Origin of the sequence: Kordiimonas lipolytica, assembly GCF_042651265.1 — a bacterium.
In the GTDB taxonomy this organism is placed as follows: Bacteria; Pseudomonadota; Alphaproteobacteria; order Sphingomonadales; family Kordiimonadaceae; genus Kordiimonas; species Kordiimonas lipolytica.
The window spans coordinates 368208-394461 of record NZ_JBHSCR010000003.1 but is presented as its reverse complement, the minus strand read 5'-3'; the positions used below and the strand labels follow the sequence as shown (position 1 = coordinate 394461).

Here is a 26254-nt window from a genome sequence, read left to right as displayed (position 1 = left end):
CTAGTGATCCTTCTCATATGGGACGCCGCTCGCCTTCGGGGCGTCCATGCGGCCTGCGAAGCCCGCCAGGATTATAACAGTCAGAACGTATGGCAGCATCATGGTGAACTGCACTGGGATTTCGCCCAAAAGCGGCAGGTCGACACCCTGAAGGCGGCCCTGCAGCGCATCAACAAAGCCAAACAGCAGGCACGCCAGCAGCGTTGGCACCGGCTTCCAGCGGCCAAAGATCATCGCCGCCAGCGCCAGATAGCCCTTGCCCGCCGACATGTCGCGAATGAAGCCCCCGCCCAGGCCGGTAGACAGCACGCTGCCCGAAAGCCCGCACAGCACGCCTGCAATCACCATGGCCTGATAGCGAAGAAGTGTGACAGAAATACCGGCGGTATCCACCGCTTCGGGGTTTTCGCCCACAGCCCGCAGGCGAAGGCCAAAGCGCGTCTTATAGAGCATCCAGGCCACAGCCGGGATCAGCGCAGCCGCAAGATAGGTAATGAGATTATGGCCTGAGATCAGCTCCGAATACAGTCCCCCGATCACCGGGACGTCCGCGAGCATGTCCGCAAACGGCAGCGTGATGGTGCTGAAGCGCGCGTCATCGCCCAGAAGCGGCGTCTGGCCACCCTTCTGAAACCAGAAGTTCGCAAGCGTGGGCGCGAGCCCCGCCACGGCAATATTGATGGCCATACCGGAGACGATCTGGTTGCCACGCTGCGCGATGGATACCCAGCCATGAAGAAGCGCCAGGAAAACCGAAGCCCCAACGCCAGCCAGCATGCCCATCCACGGCGAGCCTGTAACAGCCGCAGCGGCCGCTGCCGCAAAGGCAGCCGCCAGCATCTTGCCCTCAAGGCCGATATCCACGATACCCGAGCGTTCAGCAACCAGCCCCGCAAGGGCCGCCAGCACCAGCGGTGTCGCGGTTCTGATTGTGCTGTCAGAAAGAAGGATCAGGTCAGCGAAGAATTCCATCACGCGGCCCTCCTTTCCCATACCATTCGGAAGGCGCGTTCCACAGGGTCACGGAACAGATGCTCCATTGCGCCCGCAAACAGGATCACCAAACCCTGGATAAGCACCACTGCGTCTTTTGTGATGGTCGAAATTTCGAACCCGATTTCGGCACCACCTTGATACAAAGCGCCAAACACGATTGAGGCGATGATGATACCCACAGGATGGTTGCGGCCCATGAAGGCCACAGCAATACCGACGAAGCCGTAGCCCAGCGTGAAGTTACCCAGAAGGCGGAGCTGTTCGCCCAGCAGTTCATTCAGCCCCATCATACCTGCGAGCGCGCCAGAGATCATCATCGCTATCACGGTCATGCGGGTCACGGAAATACCTGCAAAGCGCGCGGCATTCTGGTTCTGGCCGACAACGCGAAGCTCATACCCGAAGCGGGTGCGCCACAGCATAAACCACACACCAACCGCACATAGGACCGCGATCAAGGCGGAAAGGTTCAGTGGCCCGCTTTCATAAGTGAAGCCCATCATGGCGAACAGGTCCTGCAGGTGCATCAGCGACACGCCTTCTGGAAAATCAGAGCTTTCCGGCATCTGCCCGCCCGGACGCTGCAGCGGCCCGACCAGCAGGTAGGCGAGCAGCGCCGACGCGATGAAGTTGAACATGATGGTGGTGATCACAACATGGCTGCCGCGCTTGGCCTGCAGGTAGGCCGGGATAAACGCCCAGGCCCCGCCAAAGGCCGCCGCACCAAGAATGGCAAGGAAAACCGCCAGCACGGGCGACAAGTCCCCCACCAGGAACACCGCCAGCGTCAGCCCAAGGCCACCCAGCATCGCTTGCCCTTCCCCGCCAATATTAAAGAGCCCGGCGTGATAGGCGACCGATACCGCGAGGCCGGTGAACACAAAGTTGGTGGCATAATAGAAGGTGTAGCCCACGCCTTCTTCAAACCCGAAGGCGCCATCGATAAGGAGGCTGAGCACCTCCAGTGGGCTTTCGCCCAGTGCCCAAATCACCAAACCAGACACAAACAGTGCCGCCAGAAGATTCAAGCCCGGCAACAGGATGGCATCAGCCCAATAGGGAAGCTTCCTATGCGCAGCCATCAGCTTGCCTCCCGCTTGTCGCCGGCCATCATCAGGCCGAGCTTGGTTTCCGTGGCGTCTTCCACCTTCAAGGTGCCCACGATTTCACCTTCACACATCACGGCGATACGGTCAGAAATCGACAAGAGCTCATCAAGGTCTGCAGACACAACGAGGATCGCCTTCCCGGCGTTCCTGAGCTCTGTGACCTGGTCATGAATTTTGGTAACGGCGCCAATGTCCACGCCGCGCGTGGGTTGGCCGATCACCATCAGCGCTGGGTCGTGCGCCAGCTCGCGCACGATCACCAGTTTCTGTTGGTTCCCACCCGAGAATGACGCAATGGGCAGGTCCGGGTTGCGGGGCCGCACGTCCTGGCTTTCGAAATAGGCAGCCGCTTTCGCTGCAATTGCCTTCAGCTTCAGGATGCCGTGTGATGAAAATTCCGTTTCGCGCTGATAGCCAAGAATGGCGTTGTCGCGTGCGGACATGCTTTCCACCACACCGGTCTTAAGCCGGTCTTCAGCCACATGCGCCATGCCCATGCGCCTGAGCGCGATCGGGTTGGTGACAAGGCGGTCATCCGCGATGATCTCACCGCCCATATGGATCACACCGCTTTGGACTGGCCTGAGACCTGTGATGATCTCCAGCAGTTCCGTCTGGCCATTTCCGGCCACGCCCGCGATGCCCAATACTTCGCCGTCAAAGACTTCGAGATTGATATCTTTCAGCTCAAGCCCGTGGTCCCCCACCGCAGACACGCCGGTAAGCCTTAGGCGTGCGACCTCTGTCTCATGCTGCTTTCGGGCAGTCTTGCGCACCACTTTTGCGCCGACCATCAGTTCCGCAAGTTCCTCGGGGTTGGTGTCAGCCGTTTTGCATTCCGCCACTGTCTTGCCCGCGCGGATCACGGTGACATCGTCGGTGACGGTCATGATTTCATGCAGCTTGTGGGTAACGAACAGGATGGTCTTGCCCTGCTCCTTGAGTTGCCGCACCAGCGCGAAAAGCTGTTCGCATTCCTGCGGTGTCAGCACGGCTGTCGGCTCATCCAAAATCAGGATTTCCGCGCCGCGGTAGAGCGCCTTCAGGATTTCCGCGCGCTGGCGTACACCAACCGAAAGCTTCTCCACCGGGGTATCAAGCGGCAAGTTGAAGCCAAACTGCTCCTCCAGCATCAACAGCTTGGCGCGCGCCGCGTCCTTCGCCGCATCGAGGTTCGCGCTGCCTTCGGCCCCCAGGATAATATTTTCAAGAACCGTGAAGGGCTCCACCAGCATGAAGTGCTGGTGCACCATGCCGATGCCCGCGGCCATGGCGTCTGAAGGGTCGGTGAAATGCTGGATTTGCCCTGAAACAAAAATATCGCCGCTGTCCGCACGATAGAGGCCGAACAGCATTTTCAGAAGTGTCGATTTGCCGGCACCGTTTTCGCCAACGATGCCATGCACAGTGCCGGAAGGCACCTTGAGCGCAATCTGGTCATTGGCCTTCACGTCGCCGAAACTTTTCGACAGCGCCCTGGCCTCAATCGCGAATGCGTTGGTCATAGTTTCCAGCCCCAGTGCTATTCAGCCCCAGCGGGCGTCCCTCAAGAGAACCGGCCTAGTGGCCGCTATTGCTGCCTTCGACGTCAGCCACGACAATTTCGCCGCTGATGATTTTGGCGCGGGCTTCCTCAAGCTTTGCCTTCATTTCGTCGGTGAACAGGTCGGCGTTATGCTCATCCAGCGCGAAATCCACGCCGCCTTCGGCAAGCCCCATCACCGTATGGCCTGGCGCCCACTCGCCAGCTTCAGCCGCCGACATGGCGCCATATACCGCAAGGTCTACGCGCTTGAGCATGCTGGTAAGCACAAAGCCGGGAGCAACATGGTTCTGGTTGCTGTCCACACCGATGGCCAGGTTGCCCGTGTCCTTTGCTGCCTGGATTGAACCAAGGCCGCTTGGACCCGCGGCAGAGAAAATAATATCCGCGCCGCGGGCATATTGCGACCGCGCCATTTCAGATGCCTTGATCGGGTCATTCCATGCGCTTGGGGTCGTGCCCACGTAATTCTCAATGAAGGTCAGGTCACCCTTCACATATTCGGCACCCTGCCTGTACCCACGCTCGAAGCGTCGAATCAGCGGGATGTCCATGCCGCCCAGGAAACCGATGGTGTTTGATTCGGTTTTCATGGCAGCAACCATGCCCACCAGGAACGATCCTTCGTTTTCCTTGAAGGTGATGCTTTGCACGTTTGGCAGGTCAATGATGGCGTCAATCACGGTGAATTTCACATCGGGATATTTCGAGGCCACGTTTTTCACTGCCACCGAATAACCCACGCCCACGGCGATGATCAGGTCTGCCTTGCGGCGGGCGAAACGCCTAAGCGCTTGCTCATACTGGGTTTCGCTGTTGGGCTCGAAATCCTTGTAGCCATGGCCAGTCTCGTCCTTGAAGCGTTCGGCGCCCACATAGGCTGCCTCATTGAAGGACTTATCGAACTTGCCGCCGATGTCATAAAGAAGCACAGGCGTGAAATCAGCCGCCACTGCGGATGAAGCAATTGCAACACCAAGCGCGATCGTTGCGCCAATTTTCCTCAGAAATCCAGTCATGCCCGTTTTGCTCCCCGGCAACATAAATGTTCAATTCTTTTATGCCTTGTTTATGCTGAACGGCGCAAGGGAACCAGAGCGAAGGGACGTGGTCAACCATTTTTGACGATATGGTCAAGATTCGTTCGACATTTGCTTTCAGGTTCCCTATGAAATGGTCAGTTTCAGAAGATCTATGGAGTCAAAGATGGCCCAAAATGTAACCGTGGTCGACCACCCGCTGGTACAGCACAAGCTTACCCTGATGCGCCGGAAAGAAGCCAGCACAGCGGAATTCCGGAAGCTTCTGCGCGAAATCGGCCTTTTCCTTGGCTATGAGGCGCTGCGCGACCTGCCGCTTGGCAAGATCGATATAGAGACGCCCGTGTGCCCCATGGAAGCACCGGTACTGGCGGGCAAAAAACTGACCTTCATTTCGGTCTTACGCGCAGGCGACGGCCTTCTGGGCCCGATGCTGGATCTGGTTCCTTCGGCCCGCGTCGGCCAGATTGGCCTTGCGCGCGATGAAGAAACGCTTCAACCGACAAAATATTTCTTTAAAGTACCTCTCGATACGGCAAGCCGGTTGAACGTGGTTCTTGACCCTATGCTGGCAACGGGGCATTCAGCCGTCCGCGCCGTCCAGGAGATAAAGGACGTCGGTGCGAACGATCTTCGGTTTGTCTGCCTGCTGGCTGCACCCGAAGGTATCAAGACCTTCACCGAAGCCCATCCGGATGTGCCTTTGGTGACGGCCTCGATCGATGAAAAGCTGAACGAGAAAGCCTATATCGTTCCGGGGCTTGGCGACGCCGGCGACAGATTATTTGGAACCAAGGGGGCCTGAACTTAATGAGTGTTACCAAGAGATATGTAACTGCCCAGGAACTCCTCGACGATTCGTTCGAGCTGGGCCTCAAGATTCTTAAAAGCGACTTCCGCCCGAAATTCATCGTGGGGGTTTGGCGGGGCGGCACCCCGACCGGCATCGCCGTACAGGAAATCATGGATTATTATGGCGTTCACACAGACCACATCGCGATCCGCACCTCTTCCTACATCGGCATGCAGCAGCAGAAAGAAGTGAAGGTGCATGGCCTTGAATATATCGTGGCCAACATCAACGCCGAAGACAGCCTGCTGATCGTTGACGATGTGTTCGACAGCGGCCGTTCCATCGACGCCATCATTACCACGCTTAGGGAAAAATGCCGCCGTAACACGCCGGAAGTGATCAAGATCGCGACCGTTTTCTATAAGCCTGAGCGCAATGTGACCAAGCTGACGCCTGATTTTTACTGTCATGAGACCGATGACTGGCTGGTCTTCCCGCATGAACTATCGGACATGACCAAAGAAGAGATCAAGGAACACAAGGGCCTGGTCCTTCCTGAGATCGACGTTTAACCCAGAGCATCGGAGAAGCCGTCATGAGCTTTGAGGAAGTCCAGGAATGCGCGGCGTTTATCCGCAGCAAACACGCGGGCGACATGCCCAAGATCGCCATGGTGCTAGGAAGCGGGCTCAACAGCCTTGCTGATGCGCTTGAGGGCGCGACCGTCCTGTCATACGAAGACCTGCCCGGCTTTCCAGAGCCAACGGTTGAAGGCCATGCGGGCCGGATGCTGATTGGCACGCTGGGCGGCAAGCCGGTGATCTGCATGCAGGGCCGCGCGCACGCTTATGAAGGCCACCCGGCTGAAAAGCTGGCCTTTTCCACACGCGTTCTGTGGGCGCTTGGTGTTGAACTGCTTGTGCTTACAAACGCGGCCGGCAGCCTGCGCGAAGAAGCTGGACCGGGATCGCTGATGGCGATCACAGATCACATCAATTTCTCAGGCATCAACCCGCTGGTGGGTGTCAATGACGACCGGTTTGGCCCGCGCTTCCCGGATGTTTCCGAAGCCTGGGACCGCAAGCTGACAGCAGTGATGCATGCAGCAGCCGAAGAGCTCGGAATCACACTGCATAGCGGTGTCTATATCATGGCTAAGGGGCCGAACTTTGAGACGCCCGCTGAAATCCGGGCGTTCCGCACTATGGGCGCGGATGCTGTTGGCATGTCCACGGTGCCGGAATGCCTGGTGGCGCGCCACTGCGGTATGAAGGTTGTTGGCGTAAGCTCCATCACCAATCTGGCGGCCGGCATGCAAGGCGAGCTGACACACCATGAGACAATGGAATACGGTGCCATTGCCGCGGTTCATTTGGAGAAACTGTTGCGGGCGTTTCTTGCCAAAGCGTCCTAGGAAACAAGCCTCGACCTCTTCACAAAAAAGGCACCGCAATTTGCGGTGCCTTTTTCATTGGATGAACCTGGACCTTAATCCGGCAAGGTGCCCGCGTTAGTAGCTCGCGGTTGCGATAGACCGGATCATGCGCAGGAAATCCATACGGATATCTTCAGGCATATCGTCAAAGTGCTTCACCAGCGCTTTGATCTCATCAGGCTGTTCATTGTCCGTGACACCTTCACATCCCTCGAAGAAGGCGCCGACAGGAACCCTCAGCGCCTCTGCAAGCATTACCAGTTTGCTCGCGGAAATGCGATTGGTGCCCCGTTCGTATTTCTGGATCTGCTGGAACGTCAGTCCCAATGCTTCCCCAAGTTCAGTCTGAGTCATCCCGCGCTGACGGCGATAGGTTCTAACGCTTGCACCGACAGTCACGTCAATCGGATGAGGCATGATTTCCTCCCCACAAACTATCATTGGTAAAGAGATAGCGTAAAAGTTGCGATATCGCAATTAATCCTTAACGCTGCCCTACCTCAAGGTTGTGGGGAAGATGGTTCACCTGCTTTATTGCATGGTTAGCGAATAGCTTGTTGGCGCGACGACTTTTGAAAACGGCGCCTGGAAGCCTGCCATAGCCTCCTCCTGCGCAATTCCGTCGAACACATCAATGATCGCAGCGCGCCTTTCGCTTGGTGAGTCGATAATCATGCTGGACATCGCTGCGATTGTATTGGCGTGCTCTGGATGGTTCTCAAGGAAGTCGAGATACCGGAAGCAAACCTCTGGCGTGCAAGCGACTTGACGGGCAGGCCCCATGTCGCCAATTGGCAATGCCAAATAGGGTTTCTTTATACCCTTCAGGCGCTTGGTGATACGCAGCATCCGTTCGTTGACACCCACATGAACGGCTGCTCCTTTTCCTTTAGGTTCACCATTAATGCCGCCATAGGTCACCAAATTACCCAAGTATTCGACATCCCAAGGCAATGCGTTCAATCGTGGCAACGTGATTGCTTCCAGAAAGCCTGTAAGACTGGAGATACCCCGATCAACTGCATATTCCAGAATTGAGAAGAATAGCTCATAATGAACCGGGTACCCAGCTGGGCTACGGTACTTTTTATCCGCAATAAAATAGCGGGACCATTCGTGGGCATGCTTCCCTACCGGCGCGGGTTTGAAATCGCACCAATCTTTGAAGATTGTACCAAGTTGAGTGTCCACTGTTGTCGGAACAAGCCTCATCCCTCCCAGAATGTTGCTGTTCTCATCCAGTTTCAGGAAATAGGTCGTATCGTCTGTATCGAATTGATCTCTTTCGAGGCCATCGTCTTGAGCCAATTTATTCCAGCCTTTTTGCTCCACGAAAATTTTGTGTCGCAGCTGAAACATATTGTGCAACACATCGCTATAAAACTGTCGATTGTACTTGTTGATAATGTGGATCATGGGGAAGCTCCTCTTGCTCGCTAAGTCTATGCAAGAAGAATATCCACCGAAGAGACTGTTGGTCATTCCTCATAAAGAATGAGAGATACAATCATTGGTTTATATAAACACTTTATGGCGGTGAAGTGCCGTAATCATTTCAGTGGTGCTACCAAACCCGTACCGACGCTTAATGTTGCGCAGATGTGTAACCACTGTCGTACGCTTGATATCCAAGATATCAGCAACTTCGCTTGGCTGCTTTCCCTCAATGATCCATGCGAGGATTTCTCGCTCCCTTGCTGTGAGGGTCGAAAAGTCCATATTTGGGCCAACCTGAACGATATCCCGTGCAAAACCACCTTTTGCATCCTTGAGGTAAATCCGACGAGCAGTACGGTGTGCAGCGACAGACAATAGCCGAATAACATTTTCCAGTTCATCTGACCTATGTAGCTCTCCACCTGCGCTTACGTAGGCATACTCCAGCACTTCGTCTGTTTCGTCGTTCACGCGAACCGGCAGTGGAATGACCACGCCTTCCTTGAGGCCATACCGAAATGCTTCCTCAAATATCTTGCGCTGGGTTTTGGTAAGGTCCTGCGTTGCAACAAATTCAGACCACCAAAAGGGTTCACCCCAATCCTTGAGTTTCAAGGCGTGGTTTGGCAATGCGTCGTCCACATAATAGTGATTTTTCGCGTAATGCGTGATCCAGTCGTTGTGGAGAAACCCGAACATCAGCTTCCGGTCCTGGAGCGCAGGCATTCCGAAAGCTGAAATACAGAGCAAGTGCTTGACGCCCAGCAAGCTCAGCGGCTTTTTCAAGCTATCGCTGAGAACATTTATCGACGTTATTTTATCGACCTGGCCCATAAAAGCCGCAATGGCCCTATAAGCTTCTGGCGAAAAAGACATAGCTGACCCCGATCATACTGCTGACTGCATATAAATAGCTCTGGAGTAGCACTCTACAACCATTTATCTACAATTACTTAGTAAATAACAATATAGCTTCCGCTACATTCGGTGCATAGCCAGCCCAACAAATCTAAATGATAGATAAGTTGTAGTCGAAGGCCTTTCTGGGCACTATCAAAGCAAGCCCGCACCAAAAAGAGCGGACTTGCTTTTATTTGGAAATGCAAATGTATCAGTAAGACTTGCCGCCCTCGTTGGCGTCGCCGTATGGGACCCAGATGTTTTTCACTTCCGTGGCGCGTTCCATTAGGCCGCGGGCGCTCATCTGCTCTCGGCTCGTGAAGTCATAGGCCTTGCCATAGTTCAGCCAGACGCGCTTCATGTTGTCGGCCGCCGCTTGCTCGATTTCGGCGCAGCCCTCGCGGGAGCCAAAATACCAGATACCGTCAACGCCATAATGCTTGGCCATTGGCATGGCCATGGCATCGCGCGCGCCAGTGACGATATTGACCACACCCGCCGGCATGTCGGAGGTTTCCAGCACCTGATAGAAATCAGTCGCCAAAAGCGGATAGCGCTCACTTGGGATCATCACAGCCGTGTTGCCTGCCGCGACCGCATAGGCCATCAGCGTCACAAACGCCAGCAGCGGATGCTCATCCGGGCATACGATGCCCAGCACACCCACAGGTTCATTCATCGCCAGCGCCACACCGCGGATCGGTGGTGTATGAACACTGCCGTCATGCTTGTCAGCCATGGCAGCTGCACTAAAGAGCCGCTTGACCGAAAGCTCCACCTCGGCTTCCGCCGCCTTCTGGCTCGCGCCCGTCAGGTTTTTCAGCCGGTCGGTGAACTCTTCCGCGCGCGCACTCAGATTTTCGGCCACATAGTAAAGGATCTGTGCCCGAAGGTGCGGCGTGGACTTGCCCCAGCCTGCAGCCTTCGCAGCCGCCTCAACCGCGTTCCGGATGTCCTTATAGTTGCCCTCGCCCACAAGGCCCGCGAACGCGCCTTTTTTGTCGGCAATCGCCACACTGTCGCCGCCGTCTGGCCGGGCCTGCTTGCCGCCGATATACATTTTTGCGGTGCGGTCGATATGGTCGAGGCCGGAGCCTGCTTTCGGCATGGCCACCTCGGCTGGTGCCGGAATTGGCGCCCAATCCTTGAGCGCAGCCTCATACCGGGGCCGCATGTAGGCTAGCATGCCCTCGCGGCCGCCTTCGCGCCCGAACCCGCTTTCACGCCTGCCGCCGAAACCGGCGGCTGCATCGAACATGTTGGTGCCGTTGATCCACACAACACCCGCCACAAGGGCCGGTGCCACCTCAAGCGCGCGGCTCAGGCTTTCGGACCAGACAGTCGCGGCAAGGCCATAGCGCGTGTTGTTCGCCAGCGCCACGGCTTCAGATTGCGTGCGGAAGGTGATAGCCGTCAGCACAGGGCCGAAGATTTCCTCGCGGTACAGCGTATTGTCCGTGCCCACGCCGGTCACCAGTGTTGGCGGGAAGAAGACGCCCTCTTCCGGCATCTCGCACGGTGCTTTCCAGACCACGGCGCCCTGGCTTTCGCCGTCCGCCAGCAGGCGTTCGATGGTGTCTTTTTGGCTCTCATCAACCACGGCACCGATGTCGATGCATTTATCAAGGCTGGTACCCACACGCAGGGTTGCCATGCGCGCTTTCAGCTTCTCAAGGAACTTGTCGGCGATGCCTTCCTGCACGAGGAGGCGGGAGCCCGCGCAGCAAACCTGCCCCTGGTTGAACCAGATGGCGTCCACAAGGCCCTCAATCGCGCCGTCAATGTCGGCGTCCTCGAACACGATGTAGGGCGACTTGCCGCCGAGCTCGAGTGTCAGCTTCTTGCCTGAGCCCGCGATGGAGCGGCGGATGATCTTGCCAACTTCCGTAGAGCCAGTGAAAGCCACCTTATCCACGTCCGCGTTCACAACGGCAGCACCGGTTTCGCCCGCGCCAGTCACGATGTTCACGACACCCTTCGGCAGGCCTGCTTCAACGCACAGTTCCGCGAATTTCAGGGCTGTCAGCGACGTAAATTCGGCGGGTTTCAGCACCACTGTGTTCCCGGCCGCCAAGGCTGGCGCCACTTTCCACGCCAGCATCAGCATCGGGAAGTTCCACGGGATCACCTGCCCCGCAACACCCAGCGCTTCATGGTCGGGGAATTCCTCGTCCATCAGCTCTGCCCAACCGGCATGGTGATAGAAGTGCCGTGCCACGAGCGGGATGTCGATGTCCCGGCTTTCGCGGATCGGCTTGCCGTTATCCAGGCTCTCTAGCACCGCCAGCACGCGGCTGTGTTTCTGCACCAGCCGCGCCAGCGCGTATAGGTATTTCGCCCTGCCGTGGCCACCGATCAGCGCCCACTTGCCTTGCGCCTTACGCGCGGCGGCAACGGCTGCGTCCACATCATCCTCTGATGCTTCCGTGATGTCAGCCAGCTTTTCGCCCGTTGACGGCGCATAGGTCGCGAACTGTTTCGCGCCCTTCGGCTTCACCCACTCGCCATCAATGAACAGGCCGAAGGACCGGCCATTGGCATCCAGCCACTTGTCGGCGTTGGTACGGCTTTCAAGGGCTGGGCTATAATCCATGCTTTCAAACTTTTCTTTTACAGTCATGTCACACTCCCCTTAGCCCATCGCGTGGCGATAAGACGCCGAATAGCCACCAAAGGCATGATACTCGAGCTGGCGCTCAAGATCACCCAGAAGGCTTGAAGCCCCGAAGCGGAACAGCTCTGGCGAAAGCCAGTCGCGGCCCAACTCTTCCTTCAGGAGCGTCAGGTACGCTACAGCGTCCTTGGCCGTCTTGATGCCGCCCGCAGGCTTGTAGCCAACCTTCATGCCCGTCTCGCGGTAGAAATCGCGGATTTGCCGGATCATCACCAGGCTCACGGGAAGGGTCGCATTCACACCTTCCATGCCGGTGGAGGTTTTGATGAAATCGGAGCCCGCCATCATGGCGGTCATCGATGCCTTGGCAACTTGCGTCAGGTTACCATGTTCGCCAGTTGCCAGAATGGTTTTCATCAGCGCCGGCCCGCAAGCAGCCTTGAAGGCTTTAACTTCATCATAAAGCGCCTGCCAGTTGCCCGTCAGCACGTGGGCGCGGGTGACGACGATATCGATCTCGTTGGCGCCAGCCGCGACAGACCTTTGGATTTCCTCAAGCCGGGTTTCCATAGGCGCGAGGCCCGCGGGGAAACCGGTTGAAACCGCCGCGATCGGCACACGGCCTTTCAGGGTTTCAGCCGCCTCCGGCACCATGGAATGATACACGCACACAGCGCCGGTGGTCAGGCCCATGTCTTCCATACCGAACTGGGCCAGGATGTCCCTACGTACCGGATTCATGGCCTTCTGGCACAGCCGCCGCACACGGCCAGGCGTGTCGTCGCCCGCCAGCGTCGTCAGGTCAATGCAGCTAACGGCTTTAAGCATGAAAGCGATTTGGCTGTCTTTCTTTACAGCCCGGCGTCCGCCCAGAGAGGCGGTACGGCGCTCCACCGCACTTTTGTTGACACGAATACCGTCCAGCCAGTCGGCGTGGAAGCTCGTGCCCTGATTAACAAGTGGCTCAGGTGTCATTGCTCATTCCGAATTTAAAATAGTCCCGCCCTTAAAGCCAAATCCTGACCTTGCGGTCAAGATTTCTTTTCAGGAGGCAGGCTTATTTTTGATGAAGCCTGCCAGATACAACATGATTGCTGCCACCACATAACCGACAGCCAGGCGGTGAGGCAAGACCTCAAGGCCGCCCATTTCAGGGATGGCCCAAGGCAGATACATCTCAGATGTTGGCATTACCGAATGGATCACACCGAATTCTGTGAAGATGGCCGCAGCAAGCGCCGCCATGGCGGCCCGCACCATCTTGCGGTCGATAATCCAGACAATCAGCGCGCCCCAGATCAGGCTTGTCAGGATATAGCCGCGCGCCATGGCCCCAAGAAGCAGATAGCCCTGCATCCAATCGGAACTGATGGCGTCACCCGCCGTAGTGGCCACCCTGCCATAAAGGTCAGACACCTTCGTGTGGGCGTAATTCAGGATCGCAGGAACCGTGGCGAACAGAAGCGCGGGCGCGTGCCGAACGTCGCCACCAGAAAAAGCCAGGCGGAGGATATCACACGCCACGACAACAAGGATCGGTTTCAGGACCGCTTCCGGGATCATCTGTGACGCCAGCGCGATCACGCCCAGGAAACCGCCAACGGTGATCACACCCGCCGCGCCCAGGGCATAGCCCGTACGCGCGCCCATCCGCTTGTAGGTGGCGTGGCCGAAGTATGGCGTGGTTTGCACCACACCGCCAAAGAGCGCACTAATGGCCGTGGCGGCGGCGTCCAGGCGCACCACCTTGCCCGCGTCAAACTCATCGCCTGTGATGCGCGCACCTGCGGTTACGTTCACAGCACTCGCAGCAATCAAAAGCGCGAAGGGGAAGATAATCCCCAGGTAATTGGTCGCATCTCCAAAGATCGCCATGGCGCCGCCAAATGTCGGCACTGGAAGCGCTGGCACAAGGTCAGGCATCTCCTTGACCACATAGCCGTCGCCTGCGCCGCCAAACGCCAGGATATAATAAAGCACCGTGGCTGCCACGATGGCCAGAATAGCGCCAGGCATATTGAATGGCAGCCGGTGACCTGCGATCAGGGAGAAGCCCATGATCACAAGCGAGACGATACCCACTTCCGGCAGGGCAAACACGCCCAGGAGCGCTTCCGCGCCCAGCCAGACGGTAGCAATACCGGCCATGGCGCCCACAAGTGCCATCTGCGGCAACTGGTGCTGCATCGCGCGGCCAAAGAAGGACAGGCAGAATTTGATGGCCGCCATCCAGAAGGTGCAGGCCATGCCCAGAACCCACGCCTTGTCAGCGGCGGCATCCACGCCCATGGTGTCCACATTGGCCGCGTACGTCGGGCCGATGATAAAGAAACACATGCCGAACACCGACGGCAGGTCGAGCCCCAGCGGAATACTGGTAAGCCCTTCGTTACCCGTAGCCTCACGTGTCTTTTTCGTCAGCCAGAAGAAGGCCAGGTTACCCACCAATATGCCCGTAATGGCACCCGGGATGATCTTGCCGAACATATATTCCGCCGGATAGCCAAACGCGCCCATCAGCACGCCTGCCAGCACGAACATATTCACCACAACATCAAGGAAAAACGCCACACCCGCGTTCGTATCTGCCGCCAGTTGCGACGACGGCGCCGCAACACCGGCCAGCATCTTGTTGGTTTCAGCCATAGCCCCCCACACTTCCCTTCTAAATTACTTACTGCCGCCCTTTCGGACATTTCCCCTTCCCGGGGCTTATTTGAACGAAGTCCGCTTCCGCTCAGGGATTCGCCGCTCGTCCTCAAAAACGCGAAGCCGTTCCTCCAGTTCCCACTGCAGCTGCGCTTTTTCACTTGTCTTTAGAAACGCAGCGCATTCTGCCCCGGCTTCAGCCCCCGTTTCCACATCTTTTTTACATGCCTCAGATTCCCACAGGCTTCCGCCCGGCAGGAAGCTGTATGTTAGCGAATTGCGCGCGCTGTGCCGCAGCTCGAAATAAGGCACGCGGTGCTCCGTATAAAGTCGCATATACTCGTGTGTCAGGTCGATGCGCGAAACGCCTTCATCATCGGTCGAAAGCGCATAAGGCACCTGCATGTCACGGTACATAACCAGTGGATGGTCTTTGCCCTTCACACCCAGGATCGTGTCGTTGGAGGTCAGGTTGATCTCAACCATGATGCCCTCATCGGCCATCTTCTCCAGAAGGCCCTCGGAGTCGCGCTCATGCGCGATGGCGATGCCGTGGCCGATACGTTTGGCATGCCCAACCTCAATCGCCTCCCGGATATGGAAGGTCAATTGCTTAGGACGCACGAGGCCCATCGTCAGTTCGCCCGCATGCAGCGACACATTGCGTGGGCCCAGATTGTTATAAAGATGGTCGATCATGCGCATGTGCAAGCGGTAGTCCCTCAGCGCCACATGGCCGTCCTCTGGCGCCACAAGGTTCATGCCCAGAACCTTGGGCTCGTCCTTCATCAGCGCCCAGCCCAGAATGAATTGGCCATATACCATGGCCGGTTCAAACTCGCGGATCACCTGATGCAGGAAGCGGATCTTCACATCGCACCCCACATCCGCCCGGTCCGTGCCGCACCGAAGCAGCTGGTCCTTGCGTGCCATGGCCGCTGAAATCTGGGTGCGCGCAGACGCCACCAGTGTGGGCATCGCCTGCCCGAACGGGCCTGACATCAGCATCTGGTAATCAGCCGCCAGATCGCCTGAAAGCTGCACGCCCGAGAGGAGCGGAAACAATTCGGGCAGGATGATGGTTTCCATCAGTTCCAGATACTGGATATTCTGCCGCCCGGCGCGGGAGGCCACATTCGCCAGTTGGTCCCCCAATCGCTTAGGCGAAACATTGATGCGCGCGAATGTCGCAAAGAAATCATTATGGCCGGACCAGTTGAGCGTGGGCACATAGGACCGGTTCGAAAGCGAATTGATAAGCGCGCGGCGGTGCTCCTCATTCGCCTGCGCCTCTGCCGCGGTCAACCAGCCGGAGGCCGCGCAGCTTTCCTTCGCCTTGTGCTTCAGGGCCGGCACGCTCATGTCGGCGCACAGGCCGTCAGCGGCCGCCCATTCGATCCAGCTTTCGGCATAAATGGCGCCGCGCAAGTGGGTGTGAATGTCACCCCCTTTGGGGAACTCTTCCATGAATTGCCTGAGCCTGCCGTTTTCAGCTGCCCATGAAAGCGCCGTGCCCGCCATGCGGGCCTTCAGGGCGCGCTGGTCATCACCCTGCGCAGTCGCGGGTGTGGCCACCGCCAAAAGCATGCTGGCCAAAAGGCTGCCCTTCAAAAAGCGAACCACCTGCCCGGTCAGGGATTTTTTTCCATCACGCATTTTTTCCTCCCCAAAAGCTTGCCCAAAGTCGAACTACTCAATAGGCTCGCCAAAACTTTATCCCAATCAGGGATCAATGAACATAGGCACCCAGTGACAAGGTAGTCAGGCCATGGCCAAGCTGTATTTTTACTATTCCGCGATGAACGCAGGCAAATCCACAACCCTTTTGCAAAGCAGCTTCAACTACCGGGAACGCGGCATGAACACCATGCTGTTCACCGCCGCCATCGATAACCGTTTCGGCGAATGTGTCATTGCCTCGCGCATCGGCCTGGAAGCTGAAGCTCACATATTCGACACAAATCTTGACCTATTTGTCAAGATTACAAACCAGCTGAATGAAACCCCACTCCACTGTATTTTGGTGGACGAAGCCCAGTTCCTGACAAAGGACCAGGTGTTCCAACTGGCGAGCGTCGCCGACCGCCTGGGCATCCCTGTGCTTTGCTACGGTATTCGCACCGATTTTCAGGCCAATCTTTTTGAAGGCAGCCAATGGCTGCTGGCCATCGCGGACGAGCTTCATGAACTCAAGACCATTTGCAAGTGCGGCGCGAAAGCCACCATGAACATGCGGGTGGACGCAAAAGGCAATGCCGTGAAGGAAGGCGCTTCGATCGAGATTGGCGGCAACGACCGCTATATCGCGCTATGCCGCAAGCATTTTCACGAAAAACTGCGCGGCCCGCAACTTTGACATAACCCATAGTTGCAGCAATAACGCAGCATTCCTGCCATATTTTTTGCATCTGCAGTTAAACTTTTGTTCCAAAATATTGTAAAATACAGGATTCGAAAGCTAACAAAGTGTAATTGGCATACATTACTGACTAATATATCAATAAGGCTGCGGCTTTTCAGTCACACAACTGTAATATAGTTTTCAAAATTAACCTTATTTACGACTTTTCGTTACCCAGCAGCACCACCATCGGTTTTACTGCTGCTGTGGGGTCGAAATCACAAAAAAAATCGGCCCTATACCGGGGAGGATACACATATCTTCAGGCCTTAATCAGGCCTGCGTACGTTGCCGCCCCGGCCTTTGAGAGGAACAAATAAGGGAGATAAGGCAATGAAACAGTCAATTGCCCCTATGCGAAAGCTCCAGCTGCTTGCCGGCTGCGCTGCCGTCGCTGTAACTTTTTCTACACCAACCATCGCCCAAGACACGACAGTCGACGAATTTGAAGAAGTCGTGGTAACTGGTTCGCGCATTCGCCAGAACCCGCTTGAGGCACAAAACCCGGTTCAGATCCTGTCCGCTGCGGATATGGATGCATCCGGTCAGGTTTCCGTTGCAGATTTCCTGCAGCGCCTGCCGATTGCTGGTTCGGCCATCAACCGCACCAACAACTCGTCGGGTAACCTTGGCTTCCCGCCAGACGGTTCCGGCATCGGCGCCGGCGCCAGCCAGATTGACCTTCGCTACCTGACATCCAAGCGCGTTCTTGTGCTTGTTGATGGCAAGCGCTGGGTTCGCGGCTCCTCTGCCTCGGGTGTTTCGGGCGCAGTTGACCTGAACACCATTCCTGCAGGCATCATCAAGTCGATCGAAGTGCTGCAAGACGGTGCATCCACCATTTACGGTTCAGATGCCATCGCCGGCGTTGTCAACATCAAGACACGCGACGACTATGAAGGTATCAAGGGCTCGGCATATTACGGCCTTTATGATGAAGGTGACGGAAAGACACAGGAATATGACGTTTCCTGGGGGGCCCAGAATGACCGCGGGCGTGTCCTTATCGACGTAAGCTACACCAACCAGGGTGCGGTTGAAGCAGCAGACCGTGACATTTCGGCCTATGCTATTCCGTTTGAAAACCTGGGTGCATCTTCAGGCACGCCGCAAGCGCGCCTCGTGTTTGCCAACGACTGGGGCGATATTACCCTGAATGACGGCGTAACCGGCCTTCCAAACTTCGACCCGAACGATCCGACCGGTGCGGGCTCAGACTATCACGCCTTCACCCTGCAGGACCGTTTCAACTATTCGCCTTATAACAAGCTGTCCACGCCGAACGAGCGTGTGAACATCTTCGCCAAAGCCGAATACGACCTTACGGACACCATTACCCTGCGCACGACGGCGGCCTACAACAACCGTCAGTCCGTCAGCCAGGCAGCGCCAGAACCGCTGTTCTTCGGCCCTGGCGCAGGCGCGGGTTTCTGGATGGACAATATGGTTATCTCCGCAGATAACCCATACAACCCGTTCGGTGTTGATATTGACGAAACAAACTTTGTCTTTGGCGGCCGCCGTCCGATTGAGGCTGGCCCGCGTATCTTCCGCCAGAATGTTGATACTTGGTATGTGTCCTCCACGCTCGACGGTGACCTGAATGTCGGTGACCGGACCTGGTTCTGGGATATCAACGCCACCTGGTCGCAAAGCCAGGCAAACCAGCAGAAAACCGGTGCATTCAACGCCCGCAAACTGCAGGATGCCCTTGGTGATCCGGACGCATGCGCAGCCATTCCGGGCTGTGTGCCGTTCAACATCTTTGGCGGTCAGGGCGACGGCAGCGGCACGATCACACAAGCCATGCTTGACTATGTGACATTCGTCCAGAAGGACGAAAGCCGCCAGAAGCTGATCAACTATTCCGCCAACATCGGCGGTGATGTGGTTGACCTGCCTGCAGGCCCACTGGGTATGGCATTTGGTTGGGAATACCGCGAAGAAAAAGGCAGCTTCATTCCGGACAGCGTGGTTTCAAGCGGTGAAACCGCTGGTGTACCAGCAAGCCCGACTGAAGGCGAAATCCACGTGAAAGAATTCTACGGCGAGATCAACGTGCCGCTCCTTTCTGACGTGGCAATGGCCAAGAACCTGAGCCTAAACGGCGCTTTCCGCACCAGCGATTACAGCACCTCCGGCAGCAACACGGTGTTCAAAATCGGCACGGCATGGCAGGTGAATGACGACCTGACCGTCCGCGCCAACTGGTCTGAAGGTTTCCGCGCACCAAACATTGGTGAATTGTTCAACACCGGCTCACGGTTCGACAGCTCGATTACCGATCCATGTGACGTTGTTGCAAATGGCGGCACGCAGCACCCGAATTGTGCCGCACTTGGCGTTCCTGCAGACCACCAGCAGCCTAACGCGCAAATCAGCGTAACAACTGGCGGCAACCCGAACCTGACGCCTGAAACGGCTGAAACCTGGACCGCCGGCGTGACCTACAGCCCATCAGCGCTTGCTGACAGCATGGGCCTTGCGGGTATCACGTTTGAGGCCAACTATTACAACATCTCCATGGAAAATGTGATCCAGGCGCCAAACGCGGCTGACGTTCTCCAGGGCTGCGTTGAAACGCTGGCTGACGTGTTCTGTAACAATGTTCAGCGGACATCCACTGGTATCGTGACCCGGATCGATGGCATCCTGACGAACATTGCAGCCATCGACACCGACGGCTTCGACTGGTCGATCACCGCCGAAACCGAAGCTGCAGACTGGGGTCAGTTGCGCTTCAAATGGATGAACAGCCACCTGTTCAAGTTTGAAGAGTCTGTACCGAACGCGTCTGGCGGCATTGATGTCGTTGACCGCGCGGGCACCGAGCTGGGCTCGCCAGAGCGGGCTTACATCAAGTTCAAGTCTTCGCTGTTCATTGACTGGACCAAAGACCAGTGGACTGTGGGCACGACGTTCCGCTACCTCGGCAGCGTGGATGAAGGCTGTGGCGGTACTATCGGCGGCTTCGGCTTCACCCAGTACTGCACGAACGGCGCTGACGGTAACGAGCTCGGCAGCACCTTCTACACCGACCTGCAGGTTACTTACCGCCCAGAGTGGTTCGAAGGTGAAACTTCGATCACGCTTGGTGTTCAGAACCTCCTGGATCAGGACCCACCACTGTGTACAACATGTGACCTGAACAACTTCGACGGTACAGTGCATGCGCTGCCAGGCCGCTTCTTCTACGGCCGTGTAGCCTTCCAGTTCTAGGAACCGGAAAAGCCAAATAAAAAGGCGTCACCCTTCGGGGTGGCGCCTTTCTTTATTGTCTCACTGAAGCCGGTGTGTCAGACCTAGCCCTGTTCCCTTTGGTGTGTGGCTCAGTCCATCATCCTGCCTTTTAAGCGTTGTAGCCCAGGATCGATTTGACCTCGAGGAAGTCAGCAAAAGCATGATCACCCCACTCGCGCCCGTTGCCAGATTGCTTGTACCCGCCAAAGGGTGCCGAAATATCGCCGGCCGCACCGTTGATGTAAACCATGCCAGTGCGCATCCGCGCTGCCACTTTGCGGGCTCGCTCCACATCGGCGGAATAAACCGCGCCCGAAAGACCATAGATGCTGTCGTTCGCAATACGGATGGCGTCTTCTTCCGTGTCGTACCCAATGATCGAAAGCACAGGGCCGAACACTTCTTCGCGCGCGATCATCATGTCAGGTGTCACATCCGCGAACACGGTTGGCTTGACGAAGAAGCCTTCCTCACAGCCTTCCGGGCGGCCAGGGCCGCCAACTACAAGGCGCGCACCTTCATCAATCGCTTCCTGCATCATGACGCCAACCTTTTCGAACTGCTGGCCGTGGGCGATTGGGCCCATTGTGGTTTCTTCCTTGGTGGGGTCACCCGTAACCACGCTTGACGCAGCCTGATGCGCAATTGCAGCCGCTTCATCCATGCGGTCTTTCGGTACCAGCATGCGCGACAGCAGCGTGCAGGTCTGGCCGGTGTTGCGCATGGCCGAAAGCGTCTCGCGCGCCACTACCTCTTCAAGGTTTGCATCGTCCAGAATAATGTTCGCGGACTTGCCGCCCAGTTCTTGCGCAACCCGCTTGATGGTGGGCGCACTTGCCGCCTGCACAGCCGCCCCCATGCGGGTGGAACCGGTGACCGACATCATATCAATGCCCGGATGGGCCGACATGGCTTCGCCCACGCTTGGGCCTTCGCCGTATACAAGGTTATAGACACCCTTCGGTACGCCTGCGGCGTCCATGATTTCGGTAAACAGCTGTGCGCTATAAGGCGCCACTTCGCTTGGCTTCAGCACCATAGTGCAGCCGGTAGCGATAGCAGGCGCCACCTTGCAGGTAATCTGGTTGATCGGCCAGTTCCACGGCGTGATCATGCCCACCACGCCAATGGGTTCCTTGGCGATGCGGGTTGGGCCACGGTCTTCGTGAAATTCATAATTTTCCAGAACCCTGGCCGCCGTCATCAAATGGCCGAGGCCGCTTGGGGCATGCGCGCGTTCCGCAAGTGTCTTGGGCGCGCCCATCTCAAGCGTGATCACTTCGGCCATGTCGGCCATGCGTTTCTTATATTCCGCGATGATGGCGTTAAGGAGCTCCAGCCGCTCCTCACGGCTGGAGAATGCGAAGCTCTCGAATGCTTCACGCGCTGCGGCAACAGCCTTGTCCACGTCGGCGGCGTTCCCGAGGATCATCTCACCCGACTTTTTCGCTGTCGCCGGATTGATGAGGTCCCGTGTCCCAAATTCCGTGGGCTCTACCCACTGTCCACCGATATAATGTTTGTAAAGCTGGCGCATATCGCGTCTCCCTCATCTGAACTCTTGTTTGATCTGAAGGATAGATGGGCACGCGCCGAAGTCAAACAACCCTATGGGGGTATATTAAAATGGGCTTTTGCCGCTGCGGTCTGTCATCTTGTTCATGAACATCTTGCGCCAGCGGTTCGGCATCCAGCGCGACAGCCTGTCGGCCCAGCGCGCATCCTTACCAACAAGAATGCGGTACTCGCCGCGGTCTACACCGCCCAATATGATGGCCGCCGCCTGGTCCGGCGTGGTGATCGCCAGTTCCTGAAACCGCTCCTGCGTCTCACCCTCGGCGATATCCCCTTCGATATTATGAAGGTGCTTGCCCGAACGCACGATGTTGGTGTCCACCCCGCCGGGATGCACGGAATGTATCTGTACACCGGTGCCCTGAAGTTCATAAAAAAGGCTTTCATTGAAGCCCTTCACCGCGTGCTTGGCGGCACAATAGGCCGACTGGCTGGGGATGCCCACCAACCCAAACAGGCTTGAGATATTGACGATATGCCCGCGCCCGCGTTCCAGCATGCCGTCCAAAACCGCTTTGGTGCCATGCACAACGCCGTAGAAATTGATATTCATCACCCACTCAAGGTCGGCATATGTCATTTTTTCAACAGTATCGGAAAGGGATACGCCAGCGTTATTGAAGATAATGTCGATGCCGCCCATTTTGGCTTCGGCGTCCGCGACTGCGGCCTCGACCGCCCACCGGTCAGACACATCAACCTTGGCGGAATATACGTTCACCTGCGCGGCTTTCAGGCTAGCGGCTGCCTCCTCAAGAGCAGTCTCATTCACGTCTGTCAGATAAAGGGTTGCACCCCGTGCAGCGAGGGCGCGCGCAAGCGCCAGCCCGATCCCGGACGCGGCGCCAGTGATAAATGCCGTCTCAAGCTTGGCCATGATCTAATTCCCCCAATGATGTTCGAAGAAGGCGGCCATATCAGCGATGGCGCGCTTGCCTTCGGGCACAATCCCTGCCTGCATGTGCCAGACATGATGCATCTTCTGCCATACGTCCAGATGAACTGAAACACCAGCCGCCATAGCCTTTTCATGGAAGCGCGTGCTGTCTGACAGCAGGATTTCTTCCGAACCCACCTGCACTAGCGTGGGCGGCAGGCCTGCCTGATCGCCAAACAAGGGCGATGGACGCGGGTCTTCTGGGCCAAGCTCCCCGCTATAGACCTGCCCGGCGATTTTGATACCGTCAGCTTCCAGCATCACTTCCTTTTCGCGGTTGGCTTGGACACTTTCGCCCGAGCCGGTCACATCCAGCCACGGCGAAATCAGCGCCAGCGCGACTGGGTTTGTCCTATCGCTGTCCCGAATGGCATGGGTCGCCGCAAGCGTCAGCCCGCCGCCAGCGCTATCCCCCGCCATCGTGATGGGTACACCCGGATTGTTTTTCGAAATCCAGTCATAAGCTGCCAGCGCGTCATCGATGGCCGCCGGGCACTTGTGCTTGGGTGACAACCGATAATCCAGCAGGAACACGCGCGCCTTCATGGCACGTGACAGGCGCGCACCCAGGTCGCGATATTGTTTTGGCCCGCCCCAGACATACCCGCCACCATGATTGAACATCAGGATTCGATCTTCCCGTGCGCCCGGGACGCTGATCCATTCACCCTTGACCACGCCTTCATCCACGGTTTCAACAACAGCATCGGATGGTGCCCCCGGCATCTTGCTTTCCGAGGCCTTCAGCGCCACTTCAAAATGCTTGAGGCGCGCTTCCTGCGGCGCGTTCGCGAGTTCCCTGGGCCGGAATACAGCCCGTATTTTCCGGCGTACAAGCCAGGCTCTGATTGACATATGCTCTCCCCTTGCCTGCCCCGGTCAGCCCCCAATGGCGCTTTGAACAAGCCTCTTGCCAAGCATATTAATGATCTTCATTATGCAGTCAAACACTTCGGGACCCGCTCGGGGAATAGCCTGTGTCCATGAGAGTGCTCAAGATGCAGCTCACAGCTTTCCGTATGTTGCTGCCCACCGTGGACAGGCCACCAGAACAGTCGTTAAATCCAACAAGCGTTCAAATTATTCGCTTGCGTATATTAATGGTTTTCATTAATCAGAATGATTGGGGAAAGGTAACTGCGGGAGAACAGGGGTGAGCCGCCAGCAAGACGGTAAAGCAAAACGCGCCGATGCCACGAGGGCTGCGCTGATCAGCGCAGCTGAACGGCTGATTGCGGAAAAGGGCCTCGCGTCCGTTTCGACAAGAGAGATACTCCAAGAAGCCGGGCAACGCAACCAGTCTGCGCTGCAGTATCATTTTGGCTCCAAGGAAGGCCTGATGCGGGCCACCATCAGCGAGCGTACACGCCAGATCGACGAAAAGCGCCTGAACCTGATGAAAAGCTGGAAAGGCAAGCCCACCTTGGATGAGGTGTTGGAAGTGCTGATCCTGCCGCTGGCGGAGCTCGCGGAAGAGGAAATCGGCGGCAAGCACTATATCCTGTTCTTGTGCCAGGCCATCACCCAGCCCGACTGGGACCTGAGGCAAGCCATCAAGGACTTTGAACTGATCGGCCTCGGCAAGGCTTATGAATATTATGATGAATTGCTGGCTGACCTGCCAGAAGAAGCGCGCATCGTGCGCCAGGAAATCGCCTATGATGTGGCGATCCTGACGCTCAAGCGCTGGTGCATCCGCGAAATGGAACTGACGCCAAAGCAAATCACAAAGCTGGTGATCCATGCTAACAAGGCGATCCTGGAACCGCCAAAACGCTAGGCGCTAAACCGCCTTCACGGGGTCAACGAGGAAATTGGGGCTGGGTTTGCCGAAGAAATAGCCCTGGCCATAATCAACACCCATGTCGGTCAACAGCTTCGCATATTCCTGGGTTTCGACCCATTCACCCACCGTCACGATCCCAAGATCCCGGCAGAGCGAAACCATAGATCTAAGGTAGGCGCGGTCTTCACTGTTATTGATGGCGTCCCTGATATAGTCGCCGTCGATCTTGAGCGCATCGACCTTCAGCTTTTTCAGATACTGGAAGCCCGCAGCACCCGCGCCGAAGTCGTCCAGATAGACCTTGAAGCCGATGGTCCGCATTTCCTGAACGGCAGCCCCAAGCGCATCCAGGTCATGGATTTTAGCGGACTCGGTAATCTCCAGCGAAAGATACTGCTTCAGGTCCTTGTTGCCGCGCAGGAGCGAGATCAGTTCAAGCATGAATTCAGGGTTTGAAAGCGACCGGCCTGACAGGTTTACAGCAATGCCTGGCGCACCACCCTTTTTCAGCATTTCCCGGATCTTGCGCACAGCGCGCGTGACCACGGCATAGTCAAAATCGTCAATCAATCCGACATCCTCAGCGAAGCGGATCATTTCCCACTGACTTTTAATCATGGGCGGCAGCTCAAACCGCGTCAGCGCCTCAAAATGATGCACCGTGCTTTTCTTCAAATGCACGATCGGCTGGAACACCAGCGAGAAGGCCCCCTCTTCCAGCACCTTGCGGAAGGCTTTAACCCGCTCTGTGGTTTCACCGATCAGCGTTGCGCAATTCTTCTTGATATCCGCAATCGCCCCGCTGCCTGTGTCCCGCGCGAAATTCTGTAGGCTGAACACCAGCGCTTTCAGGTTATCCTCTTCGCTCAGGTTGGATTCTGAAGCATCAATGGTCGCCGAAGACAATTCCACCCCCGTGGCCTTCTGCAGCTGGGCTGCCAGATCCACTTTCTGGGTTTTCTTGTCCGTCTTGTCATGAACCAGCGCGAACTTGTCATCTGCCAGCATGGCTGCATGCGATCCGCCAACAGAGAATGATTTCAGGTATTCTTCAATCACCTTCTGTTTTTCCGGATCAATCGACTGGCCACCGCCAGCTTGCAGCACGGTCACCAGCATATTTTCCGCGGCGTCCGGGTTGCCTTCGAACAAGCCTTCAAGGCGCTCGAAGAACTGCTGTTTCTTGTCTTCCACTTTCTCGGGTGCCTGTTTGCCTTTTACGGCACCAATGCGATAAGGCTTGGACAGGACAGCATAGATGCGATCGTTCGCGGTGGGCAGTTTGGCGATGAAGACAGCATAGTCTTCCTTCTTTCCGTCTTCCTTGCCAATGGATACGGTGAAGGGCCCAAGCCGATTGGCGCCCGTCAGGGTTTTCGCTGCACTTTCAATAATGCCGCGGCCTTTTTCAGTCAGAAGGTTCAGGAAATTGGTCTTGCCACCGCTGGCCACAGCGCCCAGCGTGTTCTTAATCGCCCCGTCTGCGCTTTGGATATTGAACTCGAGATCCAGCTCAAGCAACAAATCGCCTACGCAAAACGCGTAACCCAGAAATCTACCCGGTACTTTGCTCATAAAAAGTCTTTAATACCCGTGACATACGTCACGCCAGTTACTTCCCCACCCCTTGTATCGCACAGATACGTTAGCAAAACGTAACGTAAATTCTTTTTAATTGCGACAATTAAAAAAGCAAAAAAGGAAGGTATTTTTCCCATATTTCAGGGACTTGGGCGTCATTAACAATATTGTCAAAATAGGAACACAAATGTATTGCTAAACCAAGGGCGAGAGGAAGA

21 protein-coding genes are annotated in these 26254 nt (G+C 56.6%); 6 read left to right on the top strand and 15 right to left on the bottom strand.

The features are described 5' to 3' along the window. From ACFO5Q_RS05965 to ACFO5Q_RS05950, 4 genes are read right to left on the bottom strand one after another with little or no spacing between them, the layout of a single operon-like run. On the bottom strand, positions 1 to 972 hold the full coding sequence (locus ACFO5Q_RS05965; protein WP_068152886.1) for an ABC transporter permease: 972 nt from the start codon (positions 970 to 972) through the stop codon (positions 1 to 3). Further along, on the bottom strand, positions 972 to 2078 hold the full coding sequence (locus ACFO5Q_RS05960) for an ABC transporter permease (protein ID WP_068152882.1): 1107 nt from the start codon (positions 2076 to 2078) through the stop codon (positions 972 to 974). Before ACFO5Q_RS05960 ends, ACFO5Q_RS05965 begins: the two co-directional genes overlap by 1 nt. Then, positions 2078 to 3610 (bottom strand): ABC transporter ATP-binding protein, encoded by a 1533-nt coding sequence (locus ACFO5Q_RS05955; protein WP_068152878.1) that lies wholly within the window; start codon positions 3608 to 3610, stop codon positions 2078 to 2080. The genes ACFO5Q_RS05960 and ACFO5Q_RS05955 overlap by 1 nt, the downstream gene beginning before the upstream one ends. Before the next feature lie 55 nt (positions 3611 to 3665). Further along, positions 3666 to 4667 carry a BMP family lipoprotein gene (locus ACFO5Q_RS05950; protein ID WP_068152873.1) on the bottom strand — a complete coding sequence of 334 codons (1002 nt, stop codon included), beginning with the start codon at positions 4665 to 4667 and terminating at the stop codon, positions 3666 to 3668. 187 nt (positions 4668 to 4854) lie between these two features. On the opposite strand from ACFO5Q_RS05950, the gene upp reads away from it, so the two are divergent. The 3 genes from upp to ACFO5Q_RS05935 are packed head-to-tail and all read left to right on the top strand — an operon-like array spanning position 4855 to position 6895. Next, on the top strand, positions 4855 to 5493 hold the full coding sequence (gene upp, locus ACFO5Q_RS05945; protein ID WP_068153479.1) for a uracil phosphoribosyltransferase: 639 nt from the start codon (positions 4855 to 4857) through the stop codon (positions 5491 to 5493). 5 nt (positions 5494 to 5498) lie between these two features. Further along, positions 5499 to 6053: a phosphoribosyltransferase gene (locus tag ACFO5Q_RS05940; RefSeq protein WP_068152872.1), complete on the top strand. Its 555-nt coding sequence runs from the start codon at positions 5499 to 5501 to the stop codon at positions 6051 to 6053. A gap of 23 nt (positions 6054 to 6076) precedes the next feature. Then, positions 6077 to 6895, top strand: a complete 819-nt coding sequence (locus tag ACFO5Q_RS05935) for a purine-nucleoside phosphorylase (protein WP_068152869.1) — start codon at positions 6077 to 6079, stop codon at positions 6893 to 6895. 96 nt (positions 6896 to 6991) lie between these two features. Here the strand turns inward: ACFO5Q_RS05935 and ACFO5Q_RS05930 are convergent, their stop codons facing one another. The 7 genes from ACFO5Q_RS05930 to ACFO5Q_RS05900 form a co-directional block, all read right to left on the bottom strand. Then, positions 6992 to 7333, bottom strand: a complete 342-nt coding sequence (locus ACFO5Q_RS05930) for a helix-turn-helix domain-containing protein (protein ID WP_068152866.1) — start codon at positions 7331 to 7333, stop codon at positions 6992 to 6994. A 114-nt stretch (positions 7334 to 7447) separates the two neighbouring features. Further along, positions 7448 to 8332 carry an acyl-homoserine-lactone synthase gene (locus ACFO5Q_RS05925; RefSeq protein ID WP_068152863.1) on the bottom strand — a complete coding sequence of 295 codons (885 nt, stop codon included), beginning with the start codon at positions 8330 to 8332 and terminating at the stop codon, positions 7448 to 7450. A 99-nt stretch (positions 8333 to 8431) separates the two neighbouring features. Then, a complete protein-coding gene (locus tag ACFO5Q_RS05920) occupies positions 8432 to 9229 on the bottom strand; it encodes a helix-turn-helix transcriptional regulator (RefSeq protein ID WP_068152860.1) in 798 nt (265 codons plus the stop codon). Positions 9230 to 9464: 235 nt separating this feature from the next. Beyond that, complete coding sequence (locus ACFO5Q_RS05915; RefSeq protein ID WP_068152858.1) at positions 9465 to 11873, bottom strand: aldehyde dehydrogenase family protein; 2409 nt, start codon at positions 11871 to 11873, stop codon at positions 9465 to 9467. A 12-nt stretch (positions 11874 to 11885) separates the two neighbouring features. Next, on the bottom strand, positions 11886 to 12842 hold the full coding sequence (deoC, locus tag ACFO5Q_RS05910; protein ID WP_082720101.1) for a deoxyribose-phosphate aldolase: 957 nt from the start codon (positions 12840 to 12842) through the stop codon (positions 11886 to 11888). Positions 12843 to 12911: 69 nt separating this feature from the next. After that, positions 12912 to 14513, bottom strand: coding sequence for a SulP family inorganic anion transporter (locus tag ACFO5Q_RS05905; protein ID WP_068152856.1), 1602 nt, complete (start codon positions 14511 to 14513; stop codon positions 12912 to 12914). A 66-nt stretch (positions 14514 to 14579) separates the two neighbouring features. Further along, on the bottom strand, positions 14580 to 16172 hold the full coding sequence (locus ACFO5Q_RS05900; RefSeq protein ID WP_068152851.1) for an amidohydrolase family protein: 1593 nt from the start codon (positions 16170 to 16172) through the stop codon (positions 14580 to 14582). A gap of 112 nt (positions 16173 to 16284) precedes the next feature. Here ACFO5Q_RS05900 and ACFO5Q_RS05895 point away from each other — a divergent pair, with 112 nt between their 5' ends. Beyond that, a complete protein-coding gene (locus ACFO5Q_RS05895; protein ID WP_068152849.1) occupies positions 16285 to 16872 on the top strand; it encodes a thymidine kinase in 588 nt (195 codons plus the stop codon). Positions 16873 to 17250: 378 nt separating this feature from the next. Further along, on the top strand, positions 17251 to 20136 hold the full coding sequence (locus tag ACFO5Q_RS05890) for a TonB-dependent receptor domain-containing protein (protein ID WP_068152846.1): 2886 nt from the start codon (positions 17251 to 17253) through the stop codon (positions 20134 to 20136). Between the two features lie 130 nt (positions 20137 to 20266). On the opposite strand, the gene ACFO5Q_RS05885 is transcribed toward ACFO5Q_RS05890, so the two are convergent. From ACFO5Q_RS05885 to ACFO5Q_RS05875, 3 genes are all read right to left on the bottom strand, one after another. Further along, a complete protein-coding gene (locus tag ACFO5Q_RS05885; RefSeq protein ID WP_068152842.1) occupies positions 20267 to 21694 on the bottom strand; it encodes an aldehyde dehydrogenase family protein in 1428 nt (475 codons plus the stop codon). Between the two features lie 84 nt (positions 21695 to 21778). Beyond that, positions 21779 to 22609 (bottom strand): SDR family NAD(P)-dependent oxidoreductase, encoded by an 831-nt coding sequence (locus ACFO5Q_RS05880; RefSeq protein ID WP_068152840.1) that lies wholly within the window; start codon positions 22607 to 22609, stop codon positions 21779 to 21781. Between the two features lie 3 nt (positions 22610 to 22612). Next, positions 22613 to 23524, bottom strand: coding sequence for an alpha/beta hydrolase (locus tag ACFO5Q_RS05875; RefSeq protein WP_068152837.1), 912 nt, complete (start codon positions 23522 to 23524; stop codon positions 22613 to 22615). Between the two features lie 298 nt (positions 23525 to 23822). Here ACFO5Q_RS05875 and ACFO5Q_RS05870 point away from each other — a divergent pair, with 298 nt between their 5' ends. After that, positions 23823 to 24449 carry a TetR/AcrR family transcriptional regulator gene (locus ACFO5Q_RS05870; protein ID WP_068152834.1) on the top strand — a complete coding sequence of 209 codons (627 nt, stop codon included), beginning with the start codon at positions 23823 to 23825 and terminating at the stop codon, positions 24447 to 24449. 3 nt (positions 24450 to 24452) lie between these two features. Here ACFO5Q_RS05870 and ACFO5Q_RS05865 read toward each other — a convergent pair whose 3' ends face one another. Further along, positions 24453 to 26030 carry an EAL domain-containing protein gene (locus tag ACFO5Q_RS05865; protein ID WP_082720099.1) on the bottom strand — a complete coding sequence of 526 codons (1578 nt, stop codon included), beginning with the start codon at positions 26028 to 26030 and terminating at the stop codon, positions 24453 to 24455. Positions 26031 to 26254: the final 224 nt, after the last annotated feature.

Bases quoted from the DNA above. Each gene is read 5' to 3' on its own strand.
- ACFO5Q_RS05960 (WP_068152882.1), bottom strand. From the start codon at position 2,078: ATGGCTGCGCATAGGAAGCTTCCCTATTGGGCTGATGCCATCCTGTTG.
- ACFO5Q_RS05925 (WP_068152863.1), bottom strand. From the start codon at position 8,332: ATGATCCACATTATCAACAAGTACAATCGACAGTTTTATAGCGATGTG.
- ACFO5Q_RS05915 (WP_068152858.1), bottom strand. From the start codon at position 11,873: ATGACTGTAAAAGAAAAGTTTGAAAGCATGGATTATAGCCCAGCCCTT.
- ACFO5Q_RS05955 (WP_068152878.1), bottom strand. From the start codon at position 3,610: ATGACCAACGCATTCGCGATTGAGGCCAGGGCGCTGTCGAAAAGTTTC.
- ACFO5Q_RS05965 (WP_068152886.1), bottom strand. From the start codon at position 972: ATGGAATTCTTCGCTGACCTGATCCTTCTTTCTGACAGCACAATCAGA.
- ACFO5Q_RS05905 (WP_068152856.1), bottom strand. From the start codon at position 14,513: ATGGCTGAAACCAACAAGATGCTGGCCGGTGTTGCGGCGCCGTCGTCG.
- ACFO5Q_RS05935 (WP_068152869.1), top strand. From the start codon at position 6,077: ATGAGCTTTGAGGAAGTCCAGGAATGCGCGGCGTTTATCCGCAGCAAA.
- ACFO5Q_RS05885 (WP_068152842.1), bottom strand. From the start codon at position 21,694: ATGCGCCAGCTTTACAAACATTATATCGGTGGACAGTGGGTAGAGCCC.
- upp (WP_068153479.1), top strand. From the start codon at position 4,855: ATGGCCCAAAATGTAACCGTGGTCGACCACCCGCTGGTACAGCACAAG.
- ACFO5Q_RS05930 (WP_068152866.1), bottom strand. From the start codon at position 7,333: ATGCCTCATCCGATTGACGTGACTGTCGGTGCAAGCGTTAGAACCTAT.
- ACFO5Q_RS05940 (WP_068152872.1), top strand. From the start codon at position 5,499: ATGAGTGTTACCAAGAGATATGTAACTGCCCAGGAACTCCTCGACGAT.
- ACFO5Q_RS05920 (WP_068152860.1), bottom strand. From the start codon at position 9,229: ATGTCTTTTTCGCCAGAAGCTTATAGGGCCATTGCGGCTTTTATGGGC.
- deoC (WP_082720101.1), bottom strand. From the start codon at position 12,842: ATGACACCTGAGCCACTTGTTAATCAGGGCACGAGCTTCCACGCCGAC.
- ACFO5Q_RS05900 (WP_068152851.1), bottom strand. From the start codon at position 16,172: ATGCGTGATGGAAAAAAATCCCTGACCGGGCAGGTGGTTCGCTTTTTG.
- ACFO5Q_RS05865 (WP_082720099.1), bottom strand. From the start codon at position 26,030: ATGAGCAAAGTACCGGGTAGATTTCTGGGTTACGCGTTTTGCGTAGGC.
- ACFO5Q_RS05895 (WP_068152849.1), top strand. From the start codon at position 16,285: ATGGCCAAGCTGTATTTTTACTATTCCGCGATGAACGCAGGCAAATCC.
- ACFO5Q_RS05950 (WP_068152873.1), bottom strand. From the start codon at position 4,667: ATGACTGGATTTCTGAGGAAAATTGGCGCAACGATCGCGCTTGGTGTT.
- ACFO5Q_RS05880 (WP_068152840.1), bottom strand. From the start codon at position 22,609: ATGGCCAAGCTTGAGACGGCATTTATCACTGGCGCCGCGTCCGGGATC.
- ACFO5Q_RS05890 (WP_068152846.1), top strand. From the start codon at position 17,251: ATGAAACAGTCAATTGCCCCTATGCGAAAGCTCCAGCTGCTTGCCGGC.
- ACFO5Q_RS05875 (WP_068152837.1), bottom strand. From the start codon at position 23,524: ATGTCAATCAGAGCCTGGCTTGTACGCCGGAAAATACGGGCTGTATTC.